General features: G+C 45.0%; 13 protein-coding genes. 12 read left to right on the top strand and 1 reads right to left on the bottom strand.

From position 1 onward, the window contains the following. Window positions 1-97 precede the first annotated feature (97 nt). The 3 genes from OMP94_RS06570 to OMP94_RS06560 all read left to right on the top strand — a co-directional run bounded on the left by OMP94_RS06570 (window position 98) and on the right by OMP94_RS06560 (window position 3,579). Window positions 98-751 (top strand): HAD family hydrolase, encoded by a 654-nt coding sequence (locus OMP94_RS06570; protein WP_266277445.1) that lies wholly within the window; start codon window positions 98-100, stop codon window positions 749-751. Between the two features lie 42 nt (window positions 752-793). Further along, window positions 794-2,242 carry an Asp-tRNA(Asn)/Glu-tRNA(Gln) amidotransferase subunit GatB gene (gene gatB / locus OMP94_RS06565; RefSeq protein ID WP_323135066.1) on the top strand — a complete coding sequence of 483 codons (1,449 nt, stop codon included), beginning with the start codon at window positions 794-796 and terminating at the stop codon, window positions 2,240-2,242. Between the two features lie 194 nt (window positions 2,243-2,436). Next, entirely contained in the window at window positions 2,437-3,579 is a 1,143-nt protein-coding gene (locus tag OMP94_RS06560; protein ID WP_266277443.1) for an FIST signal transduction protein, read from the top strand. Here the strand turns inward: OMP94_RS06560 and gshA are convergent, their stop codons facing one another. After that, window positions 3,580-4,854 carry a glutamate--cysteine ligase gene (gshA, locus tag OMP94_RS06555; protein ID WP_266277439.1) on the bottom strand — a complete coding sequence of 425 codons (1,275 nt, stop codon included), beginning with the start codon at window positions 4,852-4,854 and terminating at the stop codon, window positions 3,580-3,582. It abuts the gene before it with no gap. Between the two features lie 217 nt (window positions 4,855-5,071). On the opposite strand from gshA, the gene pilG reads away from it, so the two are divergent. The 9 genes from pilG (at window position 5,072) to mch (ending at window position 18,477) form a co-directional block, all read left to right on the top strand. Continuing rightward, window positions 5,072-5,479 carry a twitching motility response regulator PilG gene (pilG, locus tag OMP94_RS06550; protein WP_266277437.1) on the top strand — a complete coding sequence of 136 codons (408 nt, stop codon included), beginning with the start codon at window positions 5,072-5,074 and terminating at the stop codon, window positions 5,477-5,479. A 5-nt stretch (window positions 5,480-5,484) separates the two neighbouring features. After that, window positions 5,485-5,850 (top strand): twitching motility response regulator PilH, encoded by a 366-nt coding sequence (gene pilH, locus OMP94_RS06545; RefSeq protein WP_266277435.1) that lies wholly within the window; start codon window positions 5,485-5,487, stop codon window positions 5,848-5,850. Then, window positions 5,850-6,401: a chemotaxis protein CheW gene (locus OMP94_RS06540; RefSeq protein ID WP_266277433.1), complete on the top strand. Its 552-nt coding sequence runs from the start codon at window positions 5,850-5,852 to the stop codon at window positions 6,399-6,401. Before pilH ends, OMP94_RS06540 begins: the two co-directional genes overlap by 1 nt. Window positions 6,402-6,424: 23 nt before the next feature. After that, window positions 6,425-7,687, top strand: a complete 1,263-nt coding sequence (locus tag OMP94_RS06535) for a methyl-accepting chemotaxis protein (RefSeq protein WP_323135062.1) — start codon at window positions 6,425-6,427, stop codon at window positions 7,685-7,687. A gap of 28 nt (window positions 7,688-7,715) precedes the next feature. Next, entirely contained in the window at window positions 7,716-13,736 is a 6,021-nt protein-coding gene (locus tag OMP94_RS06530; RefSeq protein ID WP_266277431.1) for an Hpt domain-containing protein, read from the top strand. Window positions 13,737-13,748: 12 nt separating this feature from the next. Beyond that, window positions 13,749-14,222, top strand: coding sequence for a chemotaxis protein CheW (locus OMP94_RS06525; protein WP_266277429.1), 474 nt, complete (start codon window positions 13,749-13,751; stop codon window positions 14,220-14,222). A gap of 33 nt (window positions 14,223-14,255) precedes the next feature. After that, window positions 14,256-16,199 carry a transglycosylase SLT domain-containing protein gene (locus OMP94_RS06520; RefSeq protein ID WP_266277427.1) on the top strand — a complete coding sequence of 648 codons (1,944 nt, stop codon included), beginning with the start codon at window positions 14,256-14,258 and terminating at the stop codon, window positions 16,197-16,199. Between the two features lie 6 nt (window positions 16,200-16,205). After that, window positions 16,206-17,429 (top strand): multifunctional CCA addition/repair protein, encoded by a 1,224-nt coding sequence (locus OMP94_RS06515; protein ID WP_266277425.1) that lies wholly within the window; start codon window positions 16,206-16,208, stop codon window positions 17,427-17,429. 67 nt (window positions 17,430-17,496) lie between these two features. Next, on the top strand, window positions 17,497-18,477 hold the full coding sequence (mch, locus tag OMP94_RS06510; protein WP_266277422.1) for a methenyltetrahydromethanopterin cyclohydrolase: 981 nt from the start codon (window positions 17,497-17,499) through the stop codon (window positions 18,475-18,477).

Genomic DNA, 18,477 nt, shown 5'->3' with positions numbered 1-18,477 from the left:
AATTTTTGTCTTACGTTAAGATTAGTCAATGCCACCTTAGGTTGCAATGCATTTTGTCTTACAATAGGTAATCTTTTTTAGGAAACAACGTCAGACAATGGCTTTAGCAATATTCGATTTGGACAATACACTGCTCGGTGGCGACAGTGATTATCTATGGGGTCGCTTTCTCGCGGAGAATCAAATTGTTGACCCAGAGGCTTACCACGAAACAAATTTAGTTTTTTATCATGACTACCAAGCGGGTCGTCTGGATATTAATGCATTTCTAGAGTTTGTATTCACCCCTCTCAAAGAAAATAGCATGGATGACCTGCTCAAATGGCGCAGTGAATACTTACAACAAAAAATTATGCCTATCATGTTGCCTAAAGCGCAGGCGCTAGTGGATAAGCATCGTGAGCAAGGTGATACCTTATTAATTATTACTGCGACCAATAGCTTTTTGACTGCACCGATTGCTGAAAAGCTCGGCATTGAAAATTTGATTGCGACAGAGCCAGAGCAAGTTGATGGCAAATTCACAGGTAAGGTTTCCGGCATCCCTTCTTTTCAACATGGCAAAGTAGCCCGCTTAAAAGACTGGTTAGCAAACAATCAACTGTCATTAGCTGGCAGTATCTTTTACAGCGATTCACACAACGATTTACCGCTATTGGAAAAAGTTGATACTCCAGTTGCTGTCGATCCAGATGAAACATTGCAACAAATTGCCGAGCAACGAGGCTGGAAAATTCTCAGCTTGCGTTAATACTTGTTACAATTCGCGCTTTTAAACGATTCAATTCAGGCCATCAATATGGAATGGGAAGTGGTTATCGGGCTAGAAATTCATGCCCAGTTAGCAACCAAATCAAAGATTTTCTCTGGGGCAGCGACCACCTATGGTGCCGAGCCAAATACACAGGCATGTGCCGTTGACCTAGGTTTACCTGGCGTCTTACCAGTGCTGAATAAAGAAGCCGTGCGTATGGCGGTTAAATTCGGTCTGGCCGTTGATGCTGAGATCGGTGAGCAATCAATCTTTGCTCGCAAAAACTATTTTTATCCTGATTTACCGAAAGGCTATCAAATCAGCCAATACGAATTACCTATCGTCGGCAAAGGTCAAATCAGCATTGAACTAGAAGATGGCACTGAAAAAGTCATCGGTATAACCCGCGCGCATCTTGAAGAAGATGCAGGTAAATCATTACATGAAGACTTCCAAGGCCAAACGGGTATCGATTTGAACCGTGCTGGCACACCGCTTCTGGAAATCGTTTCAGAGCCAGATATGCGTAACGCCAAAGAAGCCGTTGCCTACATGCGCAAAATCCACTCGTTGGTGCGTTACTTAGAAATCTGTGACGGCAACATGCAGGAAGGATCATTCCGCTGTGATGCTAACGTTTCAGTGCGGCCAAAAGGTCAAGCAGAGTTCGGCACACGTACCGAACTGAAAAACATCAACTCTTTCCGTAACGTTGAACGTGCAATCAATATTGAGATTGAGCGCCAAATTGATGTGATTGAAGATGGCGGCGCCGTCATCCAAGAAACGCGTCTTTATGATGCCGATAAAAATGAAACACGCTCAATGCGCAGTAAAGAAGAAGCAAATGATTACCGCTACTTCCCTGATCCAGATTTATTACCGGTAGTACTCGAACCTGAGTTGCTCGAACAAATTCGTGCCACATTGCCAGAACTGCCTAATGAAAAACGCGATCGTTTCATGAACGAATTAGGTTTATCGCTTTATGACGCATCGATTTTGACCAGTAGCCGTGAACTTGCGGATTACTACGAAGCTGTTTTGGCTGAAACGGGTAATAAAGCACCAAAAATCTGCGCAAACTGGGTAACGGTTGAATTAAACGGCGCTTTAAACAAAGCCAGTCTTGAAATCGACCAATCGCCTATTTCAGCTAAACAACTGGCGAGCATTGTAAATCGCATCGAAGACAACACTATTTCAGGCAAAATTGCCAAGCAAGTGTTTGAAGCACTCTGGAAAGGTGAAGGCGAAGATGCTGATGCAGTGATCGAAGCAAAAGGCTTAAAACAAGTGACTGATAGCGGCGCAATTGAAGCGATGATCGATGAAGTTATCGCTGCTAACCCAGATCAGTTGCAACAATACCGTGATGGTAAAGAGCAGCTATTTGGTTACTTTGTAGGCCAAGTTATGAAAGCTTCTAAAGGCCAAGCCAACCCTGGCCAAGTCAACGAAATCCTTAAACAAAAGCTCGCTGGCTAAGTTTTACAACAGTCCATCTTGCCGACAACATTCTTGTTGTCGGCATTCACTGCTAAATCTGCCTAGCAGTTCACAAATTAATCCTAAGCATTTCCCCATACTGAATTAACTGATGTAGTATCAGCTCAGCGTTTTATTTCGTTGTGATGACAGGGACACGTTAGCCCAAGAACTCAGGATGCTGGACTTAACCAATGAAGTTTGCTCAGGAACACTTACCCGCAAAGACTGCGATCTCTAAACTCCCAGGCAAGTCGCCACTTGCCGAAGCGAATTGGGTGCTGGTCTTTGGCTCAGTTAATCGTTTTGGTGAACGCAATTTTGCTGCACAGTTGCAGAAGCGTTATCCCAATGCACAAATTATCGGTTGCACCACGTCTGGTGAAATTACCGGTGACGGTGTGTTTGATGACAGTGTGCATATCACTGCCATGCACTGGGAGCGTAGCCAATTACGGTTTATTACCAAGCCAGTAAATAGCATGGAACAATCTCATGCGTTAGGCTCACAAATCGCCAATGAATTATTAGCCCCAGATTTAAAAGGCTTATTCGTCTTAAGTGATGGGCTTAATGTTAATGGCTCAGAACTGGTTGAAGGCTTGCAAGAAGTTCTACCAAATGTGCCAATTACCGGCGGCTTAGCGGGTGATGCTGCACAATTTACGCAAACTTTATTGCTGAATAATGACAAAATCCAAGACCGTGTTGTGATTGCGGTTGGTATTTACGGAAAAGATGCCATTGTCACTAGCGGCGCATTAGGCGGTTGGAAACCTTATGGTCCGCCTCGCCGCATTACTCGCGCAAACAAAAACGTTGTTTACGAGCTTGATAACAAACCGGCGTTACCATTGTACAAAATGTATATCGGTTATTACGCGAATGAGTTACCCGCATCGGGACTAAACTTCCCATTTGCCATTATGGATGACAAAAACGTCAATGTTATCCGTACCCTTCTCTCGATTAGCGAAAAAGATAACAGTCTGACCTTTGCCGGTAATATCGCCGAAGGTTCTACGGTTCGCTTTTTGAAATCAGATCACGATCAATTGGTTGTCGGTGCCAGTGAAGCAGCCCGTCAGATCCTGCAAAAAGAAGTTGATATCAATGACAAAGCATTGGCGATTTGCGTCAGCTGTGTGGGTCGCAAACTGGTAATGCAAGATCAGGTTTCAGATGAAGTGTTTGCCGTACAACGTTTGCTCGGTATGCAAACCGGTATCACGGGCTTTTACTCTAACGGTGAGATTTGCTCAGGTGAAGACGACAGCCACAGTTTGCTTCATAACCAAACCATGACTATCGCCTATTTGAGCGAACACGCCTCGTAACTAAGCTAACTCTCTGGCTGCCGCTAATAGGGCAAGTCTTGCGATAACACCATACGCATAGAAACGATTTGGTTCAGCGTCTGGTTTATCGGCTTTGTTTGGCTCAATACATGATTGTGCAAAAGCCAAAGGTTGGAAGTGCATGCCCGGCGCATTGAGATTTTCATCAATGCCTCGGCCTGTGTGAACACGATAAAAACCACCAACAACAAAGTGATCCATCATGTAAATGACAGGTTCTGCCACAGCTTGCTCTTCGCCTAATGTTTCAAAGGTATATACACCTTCTTGGATCAGCACATTATCGACAACCAAGCCCTCTTTCGCAGAGGACATTTTGTTGCGCTGTTTACGATTCAAATTAACGATTTCATCCACTGATTTCACCGTCATGATGCCCATGCCGTAAGTGCCAGAATCAGCTTTGACTACCACAAATGGTTCGCGATCGATGCCATATAGATCGTACTTTTTCTGCACCGCATTCAGCATAGTTTCAACATTTCGCGCCAAACATTCGGTGCCACTACGTGCCATAAAATCGACTTCACCGCATTGCAGTGTTAATGGCGATACCAGCCATGGATCGATATTGAGCTTTTCGGCAAACTCATTGGCGACATCGTTGTAGTGACTAAAATGATCAGACTTCTTACGAGTTGACCAACCTGCGTGTAATGGTGGGACTAATTGTTGTTCTAGACCTTCAAGAATCGCTGGACGGCCTGCAGATAAGTCATTATTTAACAGAACCAAACACGGTGAAAAATCACCTATCGCGACACGATTACCTTGTCGCTCAAGTGGCGCCAAATGACAAACTTTCCCTGACGGTAATTCAACATCCAGTGGTTCGGTAATGTCATCACGCAAACTGGCGATACGTGCATCTAAACCCGCCTGCTCAAAAATACCGCGCAATGTTTCCAGACTTTCTAGATAAAACAGATTACGTGTGTGGTTTTCGGCAATGATCAACACCCGACGAGCCGTTGGACAAACGCGCTCAACTGCTGCTTGCGCGGCTTGAATACACAATGGCATAAAGGCCGCATTCAAGTTATTAAATCCCGCAGGAAATAAATTGGTGTCGACTGGCGCTAATTTAAACCCTGCATTTCGCAAATCCACAGAGGCATAAAAAGGCGCGGGCGTTTTTAACCATTGTTCGCGGAGCCAGGCTTCCACATCTGCTTGGCGGTCCAACAAATGTGACTCCAACTGAAGGAGTGGACCATTCAAGGCGGTCGTCAAATGTGGCACTGCTGAGCTCATATATTTGGTTTCCTTAGCGATAGCGGCGTTTGCCGCTGATTACTGTGATATGGGACACAGATTCCCATTTTCAAGTCATTCATACTCTGGCTACGTGACGATTTAGTGATGGAGTCCCGTGGTTATTGCTTTTGCGCTTAACTAGCCGGCACGAAAAAAATGGGTTATCTTCAACGTTGCTTTAAATAATTAATCGATTTCAGGGTCTGCACAAACCGTGAGTGACAATTTGACAGAATTTACCGGCCTGAAAGTTATGGTCATCGATGATAGCAAGACGATACGTCGTAGTGCTGAGTCATTGTTACAAAAAGCTGGATGTGAAGTCATTACCGCTGATAATGGTTTTGAAGCGTTGCCGATGATTAGCGGCCAACATCCAGATATTTTGTTTATCGATATTATGATGCCGCGATTGGATGGCTATCAAACCTGCGCATTGGTTAAAAATAATCCTAAATATCGCGATATTCCAATCATTATGTTGTCTAGTAAGGATGGTTTATTTGACCGCGCCAAAGGCAAAGTAGTTGGTGCTGAACAATATTTAACCAAACCATTTACACGTGATGATTTATTGGGTGCTATTCGCACGCATTTGCTGAACAAAAACAAGGACGGTTGAGCTTTATGGCTTTGATTCTGATTGCCGACGATTCGCCAACAGAAGTTTACGTATTACGCAAAATGTTGGAAAAAAACGGTCACGAAGTGATCGTTGCTGAAAATGGTGAACAAGCAATTGAAGTAGCGCATGCAGCGTTACCACAATTGATTTTAATGGATGTTGTCATGCCTGAATTAAATGGCTTCCAGGCAACACGTCGTCTCACCAAAGATCCAGAAACCACACACATTCCTATCATTATTGTTTCATCTAAACATCAAGAAACCGACAAAATGTGGGGGCTACGTCAAGGTGCGAGAGGCTACCTTTGTAAGCCTGTAGAGGAATCCGAGCTCATGTCGCAAATTAACGAGCTGTTAGCCAGCTGATGTTCGCGAATACGGAAAATCCCGCCGACATAATTGCCCTGCTCCAGGATATTGAGCAACGAAGCAGAAAAAGCGTTGCTGGACTGAGCCAGCAAGATAATCTTCAAGGTTCATGGAGCGGTATTGGCTTCAGATTAGCCGATATGCACTTTTTAGTGCCACTGGATCATTGCCGCGAAGTTTTTCCAGTACCGGTCCAAATCACAGCTGTACCTAAATCCCAACGCTGGGTCTTCGGGGTCGCAAATTTACGTGGTGATTTATTACCGATAATCGACTTACAACTTTTCTTACAAGGGCCAAGTGCCAAGTTAGATAAACGCAGTCGTATTTTGGTTATCAATCATCCTGATCTGTATACCGGACTGTTAGTCGACGAAGTCTACGGTCTAAAACATTTCCAACAAAAGCCTGATCCACAGCCGGATAGCTTACACATGAACCTTCGCCCTTACTTGCAGGGCAGCCTGAGTCAACCAGATCGGCACTGGTACGTGCTGGATTTTCATAAACTGGCTGATGATCCCAAATTTATTAATGCCGCAGCTTAACTCTTATTTGTAGGATTGTAGTTATGAACGCCACTCGCCAAGTGTTTTTTGCCTCACTGCTCAGTAAAAGCAATGTGCTACACCTTTTTCTTTTATTGATATTTCTGACGCTGGCTGGTGGCGGTTTGTGGCTATTGGCAACCGGTGAGTTTGTTCGTATTCATGCAGATCCATTGGTGACAGCTGGCATGAGTGGTTTAGCTATTTTATTAGCGGTGTTTGTCTCGATTCGTCTTGCTTGGCCACCAATTGGTAAATTAAAGCAGTCACTTGATGATATGGAGTTACAGAGCCGTCATAACCAAGATGCGATTTTGCGACTGCTTGATGAAATGGGTGATCTGGCAGACGGTGACTTAACCGTATCCGCGACGGTTACTGAAGATATTACTGGCGCAATTGCCGACTCAGTTAACTACACCATTGACGCTTTACGTAGCCTGGTTGAGCAAATTAACTCAACAACCTTACAGGTATCGTCAGCAGCGCAAGAAACCCAGGCAACAGCATTACACTTAACTGATGCCAGTGAACATCAATCACAACAAATCACCGAGGTTAGCTCGGCGATCACGCAAATGGCTGCTTCTATTGAGCAAGTATCTAACAATGCGAGCCAATCGCAAGAAGTTGCTCGTCAATCAGTAACACTTGCGGTGCAAGGTAATAGTGCGGTTAAGAAAGCAATCAATGGTATGGATACCATTCGTGAACAAATTCAAGAAACCTCAAAACGTATGAAACGCCTTGGGGAAAGCTCGCAACAAATCGGTGAAATCGTTGAGCTGATTAATGACATCGCCGAACAAACTAATATTCTGTCATTGAATGCTGCTATCCAAGCTGCGATGGCTGGTGAAGCGGGTCGTGGTTTTGCCGTGGTTGCTGACGAGGTACAGCGTCTTGCGGAACGCTCAGGTAGTGCGACTCGACAAATCGACGCACTCGTAAAAACCATCCAAAGTGATACCAGTGAAGCTATCAGCTCAATGGAGCAAAGTACTTCAGAGGTTGTTTCAGGGGCACGTCTATCACAAGACGCCGGTGCATCACTTGAACAAATCGAAGCGGTATCTCAACAACTGGCTGAACTTATCACCAACATTTCTGACAATGCGAAACAACAAGCTGTTGCCGCTGTGAGCACATCAGAAAGCATGAGCGTCATTCAGGAAATCACCATGCAAACATCGACTGGTACTAACGAAAGTGCCGCTGCGATCGGTCGCTTATTGGAGTTAACGAATGAGCTACGTAAGTCGGTATCAGGTTTCAAACTACCCTGATCCTGTGCGCTGATAGCGGAGACCCCAGATGGCTCAACTAATCAAAGGTAATTACAGTGCGTTAATGTGGGTTCAAGATGAGCTGCAAAAGTCGCTCAACACCGCATTACAATCTCTGCAAGCCTTTATTGATACTGGCGACAGCAATTTATTGCCAGGTTGTATCGAACAGCTTTATCAAACTAACGGCACTTTGCAAATGCTGAATCTGCAAGGTGCGCAACTGCTGACAGCGGAAATGCAGTCACTATGCCAACAGCTGCGCACACCAGAATTCACCAATAATGATGATGCCAAAGAAGTCTTACTTCGCAGCCTGTTGCTGTTACCTAATTACCTAAAATTATTAGGTGAGGAGTTTCCAGATCACCCTCTTTGCTTAATAGAAAGCATTAATGAACTGCGTGAAGTCCGCCAGCAAAAACCCTACCCGGCGGAAGATTTTTTCCAATTACCCCCTAGTGTCAACTTGCCCGAAGGTATTGCGCCAGATCCGCTGCGTAAACCACCAAGTATTGACATTGCCCCACAGCAATTAGCTGCCGCATATCAACGCTTATTACTTAATTGGCTGAAACAACAAGATGATGCCAGCCTTAGAAAAATGCGAGGCCTGCTGAATTATTTACGCCTTGCCAGCCACCAGGAAAAAACAACGCAATTATGGTGGGCAGCCGAGGCTTTATTTGAAGCATTGTTGCAACGCGGCCTAACAGCCGACGCGAATATCAAACAATTGATTGGCAAACTCGCGCCACCAATTAAAATTTTTGGTGAACAAGGTGAAAGTGCCTTGTTACCGGCTTTTCCAGAAAGTTTGCTGCAACTGCTACTTCTGACCGTTGCCCGAGCCAACAGCCATGGCGTATTAGTCACCAGCCTCAAGCAAGCCTATCAACTACACTTTTTTGATCAGCAAAAAGCAATTTATGGCATGAGCGATAATGCTTTAGCTGATGCGCATGCAGCCCTGATAGAAGATCTGCAAAAACTAAAATCACAAATCAACGATTTTGAGCCAAGTGCTGCAGACGCCAATGAAGTTGGTGATATCGCGCAACAACTATTAAGCATGGCCGACACCCTATCACTGCTCAATGAAAATGCTGGTAGTGAATTAATTCATAAGCAACATCAACAGTTGTTAACACTCACCGAGCAAGTTCCTGAAACAGCCAACCATATCCTGACCGAACTAGCTGACAGCTTGCTGCAACTTGAGAAACAGTTGAAACAGCATGGTAATGACCAGTCTGGAATCGATACCACCGAACTACAACAAACCGTCGTCAAAGAATGTCTGTTTGAACTGGGTAATATCAAAGAAAACCTGACACTTGCAGCGCAACAAGGCGATATATCTAGCGAGCTGATTGACAGCAGTTGCCAAGGCTTACAGTTAATTACTGGCAGCTTGGATATGCTAAACCTTACTGATGCAGCTCTGTTATTAACGGCGACAGTAAATAAATTACAAAGTCAGCCAAGTGACGAACCGCTCACAACATCTGCTATTCAGCAATTAGCAGAAATTCTCTCTGCGGCTGAACTCTACATGGAATCTGTTGAACGGCATGGTCAATCATCACCACAACTGATTGAAAATGCGCATCAAATTCTAGATAAGTTTGGCCTTATCGAAGATGAAGTTTTACCCGAGTCGTTCGCGCCTGACATTTCAGTCACATCATTTGATAAGCCGGTTAACCTTATTGAGAAACCAATCACGGGCGTTGAGGCTTATATCCAGCAACAAGCTGATTCTGCACCGGCGCAACAGATTCGTGAAGAAGCCCCTATTACTGAAGCTCCTGTAGAGACACGATTAACAAGTGTTGAGAAATATATTCAGGCACAAGCTGACTCAGCGCCAGCTTCAATCCCTGACGACACTAGCTTCGAAGTTGAAATAGAGACAAACACAACTGAAAAACCAATGTCATCTGTTGAAGCCTATATTCAACAGCTAAATTCTGGCAAAGCCGAAGCCGAAGCCGAAGCCGAAGCCGAAGCCCCAGTATTGTCATTTGATGACAGCGAAACAGATACGCTGACGTGGTCTTTCGACACCGATAATGAAACCACTTCACCACAAGTTGAAGAAACAGAAGACTTTGATTTAACAATTGATTTTTCTGACATTCCAGAACCTTTTGCAGAACCAGAAACCTCTCCAGTAGCAGAATCAACTGAATTTTCTTTAGAAATTCCAGAAATCAGTGAAACAACGGCTGCTGATAGCTTGGTGGGATTTGCTGAAGGTATTGATCCAGATATCGCCGAAGTGTTTCTCGAAGAAGCCGAGGAAGTGCTTGCAGAGCTCAATCAGCTCATTCCCGACTGGTGCGCTGAACAATCAGTCGAAGTGTTAAGTGACATTCGCCGGCATTTCCATACTCTAAAAGGCAGCGGTCGTATGGCCGGCGCAATGGCAGTTGGCGATGTTGCTTGGTCGGTAGAGAGTTTATTAAACCGCGTCTTAGAAGGTTTTGCTGCCGATTCCTCGCAATTATCTGCCATGTTGACACAAGCACCGGTTGTTATCGCAGATATGGTTGAGCGTTTCAGTCATGGTGATATGTCATCAACAGCTGATGCCGACCAAATGGTCTTACTAGCGACCGCTATTCGTGAAGGACAGACGCAACCAATTGAGCAAGCGGTCGAGCCAGAAACAGATGATGTCGTAATTGAAACCTTACCGACATCACTAACAGGCGTTGAGCAATACATTCAACAACACTCAACCTCGGCTATTTCAACAGAAAAACAACCAACGTCTGTTGATAGATATATCGAACGTCTTGCGGAAAGTGATGCGACTACAACCATACTGACCGATGTCACCACCATCGAAAAATATATTCAAAATCATATCGAGCCAGAAGTTGAAACAATCGACCTTGAAGATGATGAAGATGCCGAGCTTCTGGAAATATTCTTGAGTGAAGCGCGTCAGCATGTACTGACTTTGACTGAGGCAAGTTATAACTTGCATGTTGGCGACAATATCGACAAACCTCAATTGAGCGCCGCGCATTCACTTAAAGGCTGCGCCAATATCGCGGGTGTGACACCTGTTGCATTGATTGCCACAGAGCTTGATCAAACCCTAAGAGAAATGCACCGCCAGCAACAGCAACTTAATGCTGATGATTTGTCACTCCTCAAACAGGTTTATCAAAACCTGCATCATTTGATTGAAACTATCAATGATGGTGCTAGTGAGCCAGATATCAGTCTGCTACATCGGCAGATTCTCAATTTACGTCCTGATGCTGTTGTTGCTGACGCGCAGCAAGTTATCGCTATGGATCCTGAACAATTAGTCAGTTTCCTAGAAGAAACCGATACCCTACTTGATAGCTATACAAGACAGCTAACCGAATGGCAGCAAACAGGCCAGGAAAATCATCAACAAGCCTTACAAGAAACGCTAAAAGCATTAGCTGAAAATGCTGATGATGCTGAACTGCCAGCATTAGCTGCTTTGTATCAATTGTTGGATGGGCTTATTCAGCATCCTCAAGCAAATACGCCAGAGGTTATCGGATTACTTGAGCAAGTCTATGAAATGCTCAATAACCAGATTGAAGCACTCATACAAAATAAACCGATGGCTGACTTGACGCCATTACGTGATCATATCGCCGCGACATTAGACAGTTTGGACAATAACGCGGCTGACACACCAGAAAGCAATCCGATACCAGCAGAGCCGGTCATTTCAGCATTAGCTGATGAAGGTTACGACAGTGTAGATCCAGATCTATTGGAAGCCTTTACCGAAGAAGCTGCCGAATTACTGGAGTCGAGCAACGAAGCAATCAAACTCTGGCAACAAACGCCAGATAACGATGCCGCATCAATGCAGTTACAACGGGATCTGCATACGCTAAAAGGTGGTGCACGTTTAACTGAAGTCACAGCCATTGCCGACTTAACTCACCAAATTGAAACCTTAGTGATTTCTGTCTGCGATGACAAACAGCCCGCAGATGAAGCATTTTTCGATTTATTACAACGGTGCCAAGATCAGTTAAGTGTTATGCAAGAACAACTTGCAGCACGTCGGACGATCATCGTTAACGAAAGTTTATTAGCTGAGATAAATGCTTTTAGCTCTGGTGAGTCTATGGTCATTACTCAGCCATTGCCAGAGTTAACAACACCATCACCAGTTGAGCCAGCAACGCCTGCATTAAACCCAAGTGAACAAATCCGTGTCCGCGCGGATCTGCTGGATTATCTCAGTAACTTTGCTGGTGAAGTCAGTATTTCACGTGACCGCGTCACGCAACAGCATCAAGCTTTACGTCAGCAATTACGTGAGATGGAAGAAACGGTTACCAGACTTCACGACCAATTACGTAAGCTGGAAATTGAAACCGAAACACAAATCCTCTTCCGTTACGAAGATGGCAGTGCGGATCATCACGCAGAATTTGACCCGCTTGAGTTAGATCGTTTCTCAACGATTCAACAATTATCTCGTAGTTTGACTGAGAGTGTTATCGACTTAAATGACATCAGCCAATCCATGGATCAGCTGGTTCGCGAAACCGATACTATTTTGCTGCAACAGTCGCGCCTCAATACCGATTTACAACATGGTTTGATGCATACGCGACTCGTACCATTTAGTTTTATTGTGCCAAGGCTAGAACGTATTGTTCGTCAGACCGCCAGTGAAACGGGCAAAGCAGCACAACTAAGCGTTGATGGTGGCGCTCAGGAACTTGACCGCGCCATTCTTGACCGTCTGGTTGCGCCCATTGAACATATTCTGCGTAATGCCATTGCGCATGGTATTGAAACAAACCGTGAGCAATACGGTAAACCAGATGCTGGTCAACTGCATATCGACTTACGTCGTGAAGGTTCAGAAGTTTTATTGAGTATTCGAGATGATGGTCAGGGACTGAATATCGGTAAGATTCGCGAGAAAGCATTGGCACTAAAACTCATTGCGCCAAGCGATAATCCAAGTGATGAAATGTTGATGCAACTTATTCTGACATCAGGTTTTAGCACTGCTGATAATGTGTCTCAGCTTGCAGGGCGTGGCGTCGGTATGGATGTCGTGAACAATGAAATCCGTGCTTTAAAAGGTCGACTGTCAATCGAGTCTGTTGCTGGCAAAGGCAGTAGTTTCCATATTCGTCTGCCACTAACCTTATCGTTGATTCAGGCATTACTGGTCACCGCTAACCAACAACAGTTCGCGATCCCATTATCTACCGTAAAAGCCGGTGAGCGTCTGGCCGTTAGCGATATTCGAGAATTACTGACACAACCGCAACCGATTTATCGCTTTAATGATGAAGATTATGAGTTTGTGCCGCTGAGTCACCTGTTGGGTGAACCGCTAGACTTACCAGAAAATGCGCGCCAACCAATGCCGTTGCTACTGTTCCGTAGCGGTTCGGTTCGTGTTGCTCTGCTAGTTGATGAGATTAATAGCAACCGTGAAATCGTTATCAAATCACTGGGCAAACAAATGTCTCAGATCAATGCGATTAATGGTGCAACCATTCTTGGCGACGGTCGAGTGGTATTGATTTTGGATATTCCGACACTGATTTCGGTTCATCGTAAACAACAAGCTGGTAATACGGATGTACCGGAAGAAGTTGTGCTACAAAAACAAGCTGAAGAGAGATTGCCGGTTGCGATGGTCGTCGATGACTCTATCACCATGCGTAAAGCAACAGGCGGACTACTGACCCGTCTTGGCTTTAATGTAATGACGGCAAAAGATGGTGTTGATGCATTAGCGCAGCTTTATGAACAACAGCCAGACATCATTTTACTCGACGTAGAAATGCCGAGAATGGATGGCTTTGAGTTCGCTTCTATCGTTCGTAATGATGCTAAATTCCAACATTTACCAATCATCATGATCACCTCCCGTACCGGTGACAAACATCGCCACCGTGCGATGGGAATTGGTGTCAATGATTACCTCGGTAAACCCTATCAGGAAAATGAACTGGTCGCCGCCATGAAACAACTGTTGGGTAGTCACTACCCACAACGACGCCCTTAATCAGGATCAACTATGACCGCCAAGCTAGATTATGTTCACTGCATGCTGATTCCACTGCGAGAACATTATTTATTGTTACCGAATACGACTATCGCTGAAGTCACACCATTACCAAGCACCGTTTCAACAAGTGATATCGGACAACAAGACTTCATTCTTGGTGAATGTCACTGGCGAGACAAAATTTTGCCCGTTATCGATTTGGAAAACTTGATTGGCCAAACCGCCACCGAAGAAAGTCGAACTGCTAATAAACTTTGTGTGCTCAATGGTATTAACCAAGCGGCGGGCGTGTCACATTACGCACTCCCCTGCTGTGGCGCACCGCAGTTAATTACCCTCAATGAAGCTGCTCTACAGATTTCACCACAACAAGGTGGTGATAACTGGCTGCACTGCCAAATCAAAATCGGTAGCCAAATTGCCTTATTACCGAACCTTGATCAAATTGAAAAGCATCTCCAAAATCAATTAGCGACCCCCTGATATCTGGGCCATTTTTCCTCTATGATAGGCGCCATGAAATTGCGCAAAATACTCATCTCTATACTGACGTTAGCAACGTTGCTACCGACTTTGGCGACCGCAGATTTACCGCTAAATGAGCAACGAAAAGTTTATCAACAAGCGAAAAAGGCGCTGCAAACACAGCAACTGCCGCAATATCAATCTTTGCGAAATCAGCTGAACGGCTATCCATTACAAAGCTATCTCGATTATCTTTTTATCGATAAACGACTCAGCCAAACCAGTAATGACAGCGTCGCAGCTTTTTTAGAAAAACATCAAAACAGTTTCTTTGCCAATAGACTACGTGCTTCTTATCTCAATAAACTGGCATCTAACCAGCAGTGGCAAACGTATCTGAATTTTTATCAACCAACACAATCAGCCACTCGCCAGTGTTATCAAGCACAGGCATTAATGCATACCGGCCAAACACAAGCAGCGGAAGAAGCGGCATTAGCGCTGTGGTTGGTGCCATATTCTCAAGATAAGGCGTGCGATCCGGTTTTTAATTTTATTGAAAAGCGCGGCTTACTAACCGACGAACGCCGTTGGGAGCGTTTAATGTTAAGCCTACGAGCCGGGCAGTTTTCATTAGCGAAATACCTTGCTCGCCAAGTTAATGCTACCGCAACCGCACAAGCTTGGACCGAGCGCTGGCAACAAATTCACAGTAACCCACAAAGCTTGTTATCCCAGCTACCTGCGCAAGTGGATCACAATCGGGTCAGTCTTGCTAATGATGTGCCTTTATCACGTGAAATCATTATCCATGGTTTACATCGCTTAGCGCGTCAGGATCCCGATAAAGCATATGGTCACTGGCAAAGACTCAAATCGGCCTATGAGTTCAGCGATGAGCAGCGTGCAAGTGTGCAGCGCGAAATGGGCTTATGGGCTGCTTTAAACAGAAAAGATGAAGCGCTACGCTACTTTGGCGACACCCAAAATGAACCTTGGCGTGTTCGAGCAGCACTCTGGCAACAAGACTGGAAAGCAGTAAAGTTAGCCATAGCGAGTTTGGATGAAAACACCCGTCATGAAACCGCTTGGCAATACTGGCTAGCACGGAGTCTTGAAAAAACCGGCGATCCAAAAGCGGCAGAATCCATCTATCGAGGTCTGGTTAAAGAGCGTGATTATTATGCTTTTCTTGCTGCCGATCGGTTGGGTGCAGATTACAGCATGAATCCCAAGCCAATAGAGGCAACTGCTGAAGAACTGGCAAAACTCAAATCAATGCCAGCATACCAACGTCTCTATGAGTTTTATCATATTGGCGAAGATCTGGAAGCCCGCCGAGAAGCTTATTATCTGCAAAGCACACTGAGTAACCGTGAACTACAATTATTATCACTGCAGACTCATGAATGGGGATGGCATAACCAAACGATTGCGATCTTAGGTAGTGCCAAATATTGGGATGCTCTCGATCAGCGTTTCCCAGTGTTATACCAAGATGCCATGCAAAAAGCGGCCTCAGCACAAAAGTTAGATATTGCTTGGTTGTTGGCTATTGCTCGACAAGAAAGTGCCTTTAATAGTCAGGCACATTCTCATGCCGGCGCTATGGGCTTAATGCAAGTCATGCCAGCAACTGGTCGAGCCACCGCAAAGCTTTTGAATAAACCATTGAACTCCGTATCTGAGTTATATGACCCCAACCGAAATATTGAAATTGGCAGTCGCTACCTCAGAAAAGTTTACGATGACTTACAGCAAAACCCTGTTTTAGCAACGGCGGCCTATAATGCCGGCCCTCATCGCGTCATGAACTGGCTACCAAAAGATAGTGCATTACCTGCTGACATTTGGGCAGAAAATATTCCTTATAACGAAACACGCGGTTATATCCGCGCCGTCATGAGTTATAAAGCAACATTTGACCACCAACTTAAGCGGCCAGTCATTCCGTTAAGTGAACGTATGCCAACTGTTCGACCGGCGGCACCTTAATCAGAAATGGAAATTTATCGCGTCGGCGGCTGTGTCAGAGATGAGTTACTAGGTTTACCAGTAAAAGATACTGACTGGGTGGTAGTCGGCGCGGATGCCAAAGCAATGTTCGCTGAGGGGTATCGCCCGGTAGGCAAAGATTTTCCCGTGTTTTTACATCCAAAAACACAAGAAGAATATGCGTTGGCACGTACCGAACGAAAGACTGCACCGGGCTACCATGGTTTTGATTTTTATGCGGCGCCAGACGTCAGTCTGGAAGAAGATTTACTGCGCCGAGATCTGACCATTAACGCCATGGCCAAATCAGCTGAAGGCGACATTATTGATCCTTTTGGTGGCCAGCAAGATCTACAAGCGGGATTATTACGTCATGTGTCACCGGCCTTTGCCGAAGATCCTGTTCGGGTGCTTCGTCTCGCAAGGTTCGCTGCCCGTTTTAACTTTAACGTAGCAGATGAAACCAAGGTATTAATCAATGAAATGATTGATGCTGGCGAACTTCAACATCTTGTTGCTGAACGTGTTTGGCAGGAAACAGCCAAAGCATTGGCTGAAAAAACGCCCTCTCGATTTTTTTATACATTAAAAGAAGTTGGCGCCTTGGAAATTCTTTTTCCAGAAGTCCATCAACTTTTTGGCGTACCGCAAAATCCACAATGGCATCCTGAAATAGATACCGGTGTTCATGTCATGTTGGTTTTAGATGCTGCGGCGACATTAACTGACGATATATCAGTCAGATTTGCTTCGCTTTGCCATGATCTGGGTAAAGGCCAAACACCCGTCGATATTTTGCCAAGTCATCAAGGACACGAAGCCAGAAGTATTGTTCTGACCAAGCAGCTCTGTGAGCGCTTAAAAGTGCCAAAGGAAATGCAATCCTTAGCTGTGAATGTTGCCGAACTTCATACTGAAGTTCACAGGCTACTGACCCTACCTGCTGAGACAATTTTATCGGTATTTGAAAAGTTAGATAGTTTTCGCAAACCGCTGCGTTTTAGCCAATATCTCCTTGCTGGCGTAGCAGACTTTCGCGGTCGGCCGGGTTATGAAAATGCCGAGATGCCTGAAAAAGCAATTTTTCAAGATTGTTATTCAGCTGCAGCGGCAGTCAAAACTGATCAATTCATCGAAGCAGGACTGCAAGGTGCAGATATTGCCAAGGCATTGCGAAGCGCTCGTTTAACAGCCATTGAAGCCATTATTAAGCCTTATCAAAACACATAACTAAAATGCGGGGCAAAGCCGCTTCGCGTATAATAATTTCTTTTGAATTAACCACAGGATTTTGTAGATGACTACGCTTTCTGCCAACTGGACCAGCGTGAATGAGGCTTGTCAGCCTTTAGTTGATGCATTGCTGGAAGATGCTCAAGCATTACAACTGGAAATCAGCACGCTCAGCAACGGTACCAAAATTGTCGATGCAGGTATCAGAGCGAAAGGTGGCCTTGAAGCTGGCCGTCGCATTGGTGAAATTTGCATGGGCGGTTTGGGTACCGCAACCATGGGTAGTCAGAGTGGTTTTGCCAACTGGCCATGGTCAGTGAATGTTCATGCAAAAACACCAGTTCTAAGTTGCTTAGGTAGTCAATATGCTGGTTGGAGCCTGTCTCACAAATCAGAAGAAGGTAAATTTTATGCCTTAGGTTCTGGTCCGGGTCGTGCGTTAGCTGCTCGTGAAGAATTATTTAAAGAATTCGAGTACCAAGATAAAGCTGACTCAACCGTTATCGTATTGGAAGTCGACCAGTTTCCACCGGTTGCCATTGCCGAAAAAATTGCCGACAACTGCGGCATCAAACCAGAAAACCTCACACTAATCTTAACGCCAACCACGAGCCTTGCTGGCGTTATGCAAATTGCTATTCGTGTTTTAGAAGTTGCACTGCACAAAGCACACACTTTGCACTTTCCATTAGAAAAAATCATTGATGGATATGGCAGCACACCTGTCGCACCCGCCGGTGGTGACTTTATGACTGGTATGGGCCGCACCAATGACGCAATTTTGTACGGTGGTACGGTGCATTTGTTTGTTGATGCAACCGATGAAGAAGCCAAAGATTTGGCCGAAAAAATGCCAAGTAATACGTCTTCGGACTATGGTCGTCCATTTGGTGAGATCTTTAAGTCTTACGAATATGACTTTTTCAAAATCGATCCAATGCTGTTCAGCCCAGCCAAAGTCATTATTACCAACACTAAATCGGGTAAGAGCTTTACGGCAGGCGAACTCAATGCTGATCTACTGACCCAATCATTTGGTCTGTAA

Origin of the sequence: Methylophaga sp. OBS3 (assembly GCF_026319325.1) — a bacterium.
Lineage (GTDB): Bacteria > Pseudomonadota > Gammaproteobacteria > Nitrosococcales > Methylophagaceae > Methylophaga.
The sequence above is the reverse complement of the archived record's forward strand: the minus strand, read 5'-3'. Positions and strand labels throughout refer to the sequence as shown.

What these genes read in the sequence shown, in the direction of transcription:
- mch (WP_266277422.1), top strand. Translation starts at nt 17,497, where the DNA reads ATGACTACGCTTTCTGCCAACTGGACCAGCGTGAATGAGGCTTGTCAG.
- OMP94_RS06525 (WP_266277429.1), top strand. Translation starts at nt 13,749, where the DNA reads ATGACCGCCAAGCTAGATTATGTTCACTGCATGCTGATTCCACTGCGA.
- pilH (WP_266277435.1), top strand. Translation starts at nt 5,485, where the DNA reads ATGGCTTTGATTCTGATTGCCGACGATTCGCCAACAGAAGTTTACGTA.
- OMP94_RS06540 (WP_266277433.1), top strand. Translation starts at nt 5,850, where the DNA reads ATGTTCGCGAATACGGAAAATCCCGCCGACATAATTGCCCTGCTCCAG.
- gshA (WP_266277439.1), bottom strand. Translation starts at nt 4,854, where the DNA reads ATGAGCTCAGCAGTGCCACATTTGACGACCGCCTTGAATGGTCCACTC.
- OMP94_RS06570 (WP_266277445.1), top strand. Translation starts at nt 98, where the DNA reads ATGGCTTTAGCAATATTCGATTTGGACAATACACTGCTCGGTGGCGAC.
- OMP94_RS06535 (WP_323135062.1), top strand. Translation starts at nt 6,425, where the DNA reads ATGAACGCCACTCGCCAAGTGTTTTTTGCCTCACTGCTCAGTAAAAGC.
- OMP94_RS06515 (WP_266277425.1), top strand. Translation starts at nt 16,206, where the DNA reads ATGGAAATTTATCGCGTCGGCGGCTGTGTCAGAGATGAGTTACTAGGT.
- OMP94_RS06520 (WP_266277427.1), top strand. Translation starts at nt 14,256, where the DNA reads ATGAAATTGCGCAAAATACTCATCTCTATACTGACGTTAGCAACGTTG.
- OMP94_RS06530 (WP_266277431.1), top strand. Translation starts at nt 7,716, where the DNA reads ATGGCTCAACTAATCAAAGGTAATTACAGTGCGTTAATGTGGGTTCAA.
- OMP94_RS06560 (WP_266277443.1), top strand. Translation starts at nt 2,437, where the DNA reads ATGAAGTTTGCTCAGGAACACTTACCCGCAAAGACTGCGATCTCTAAA.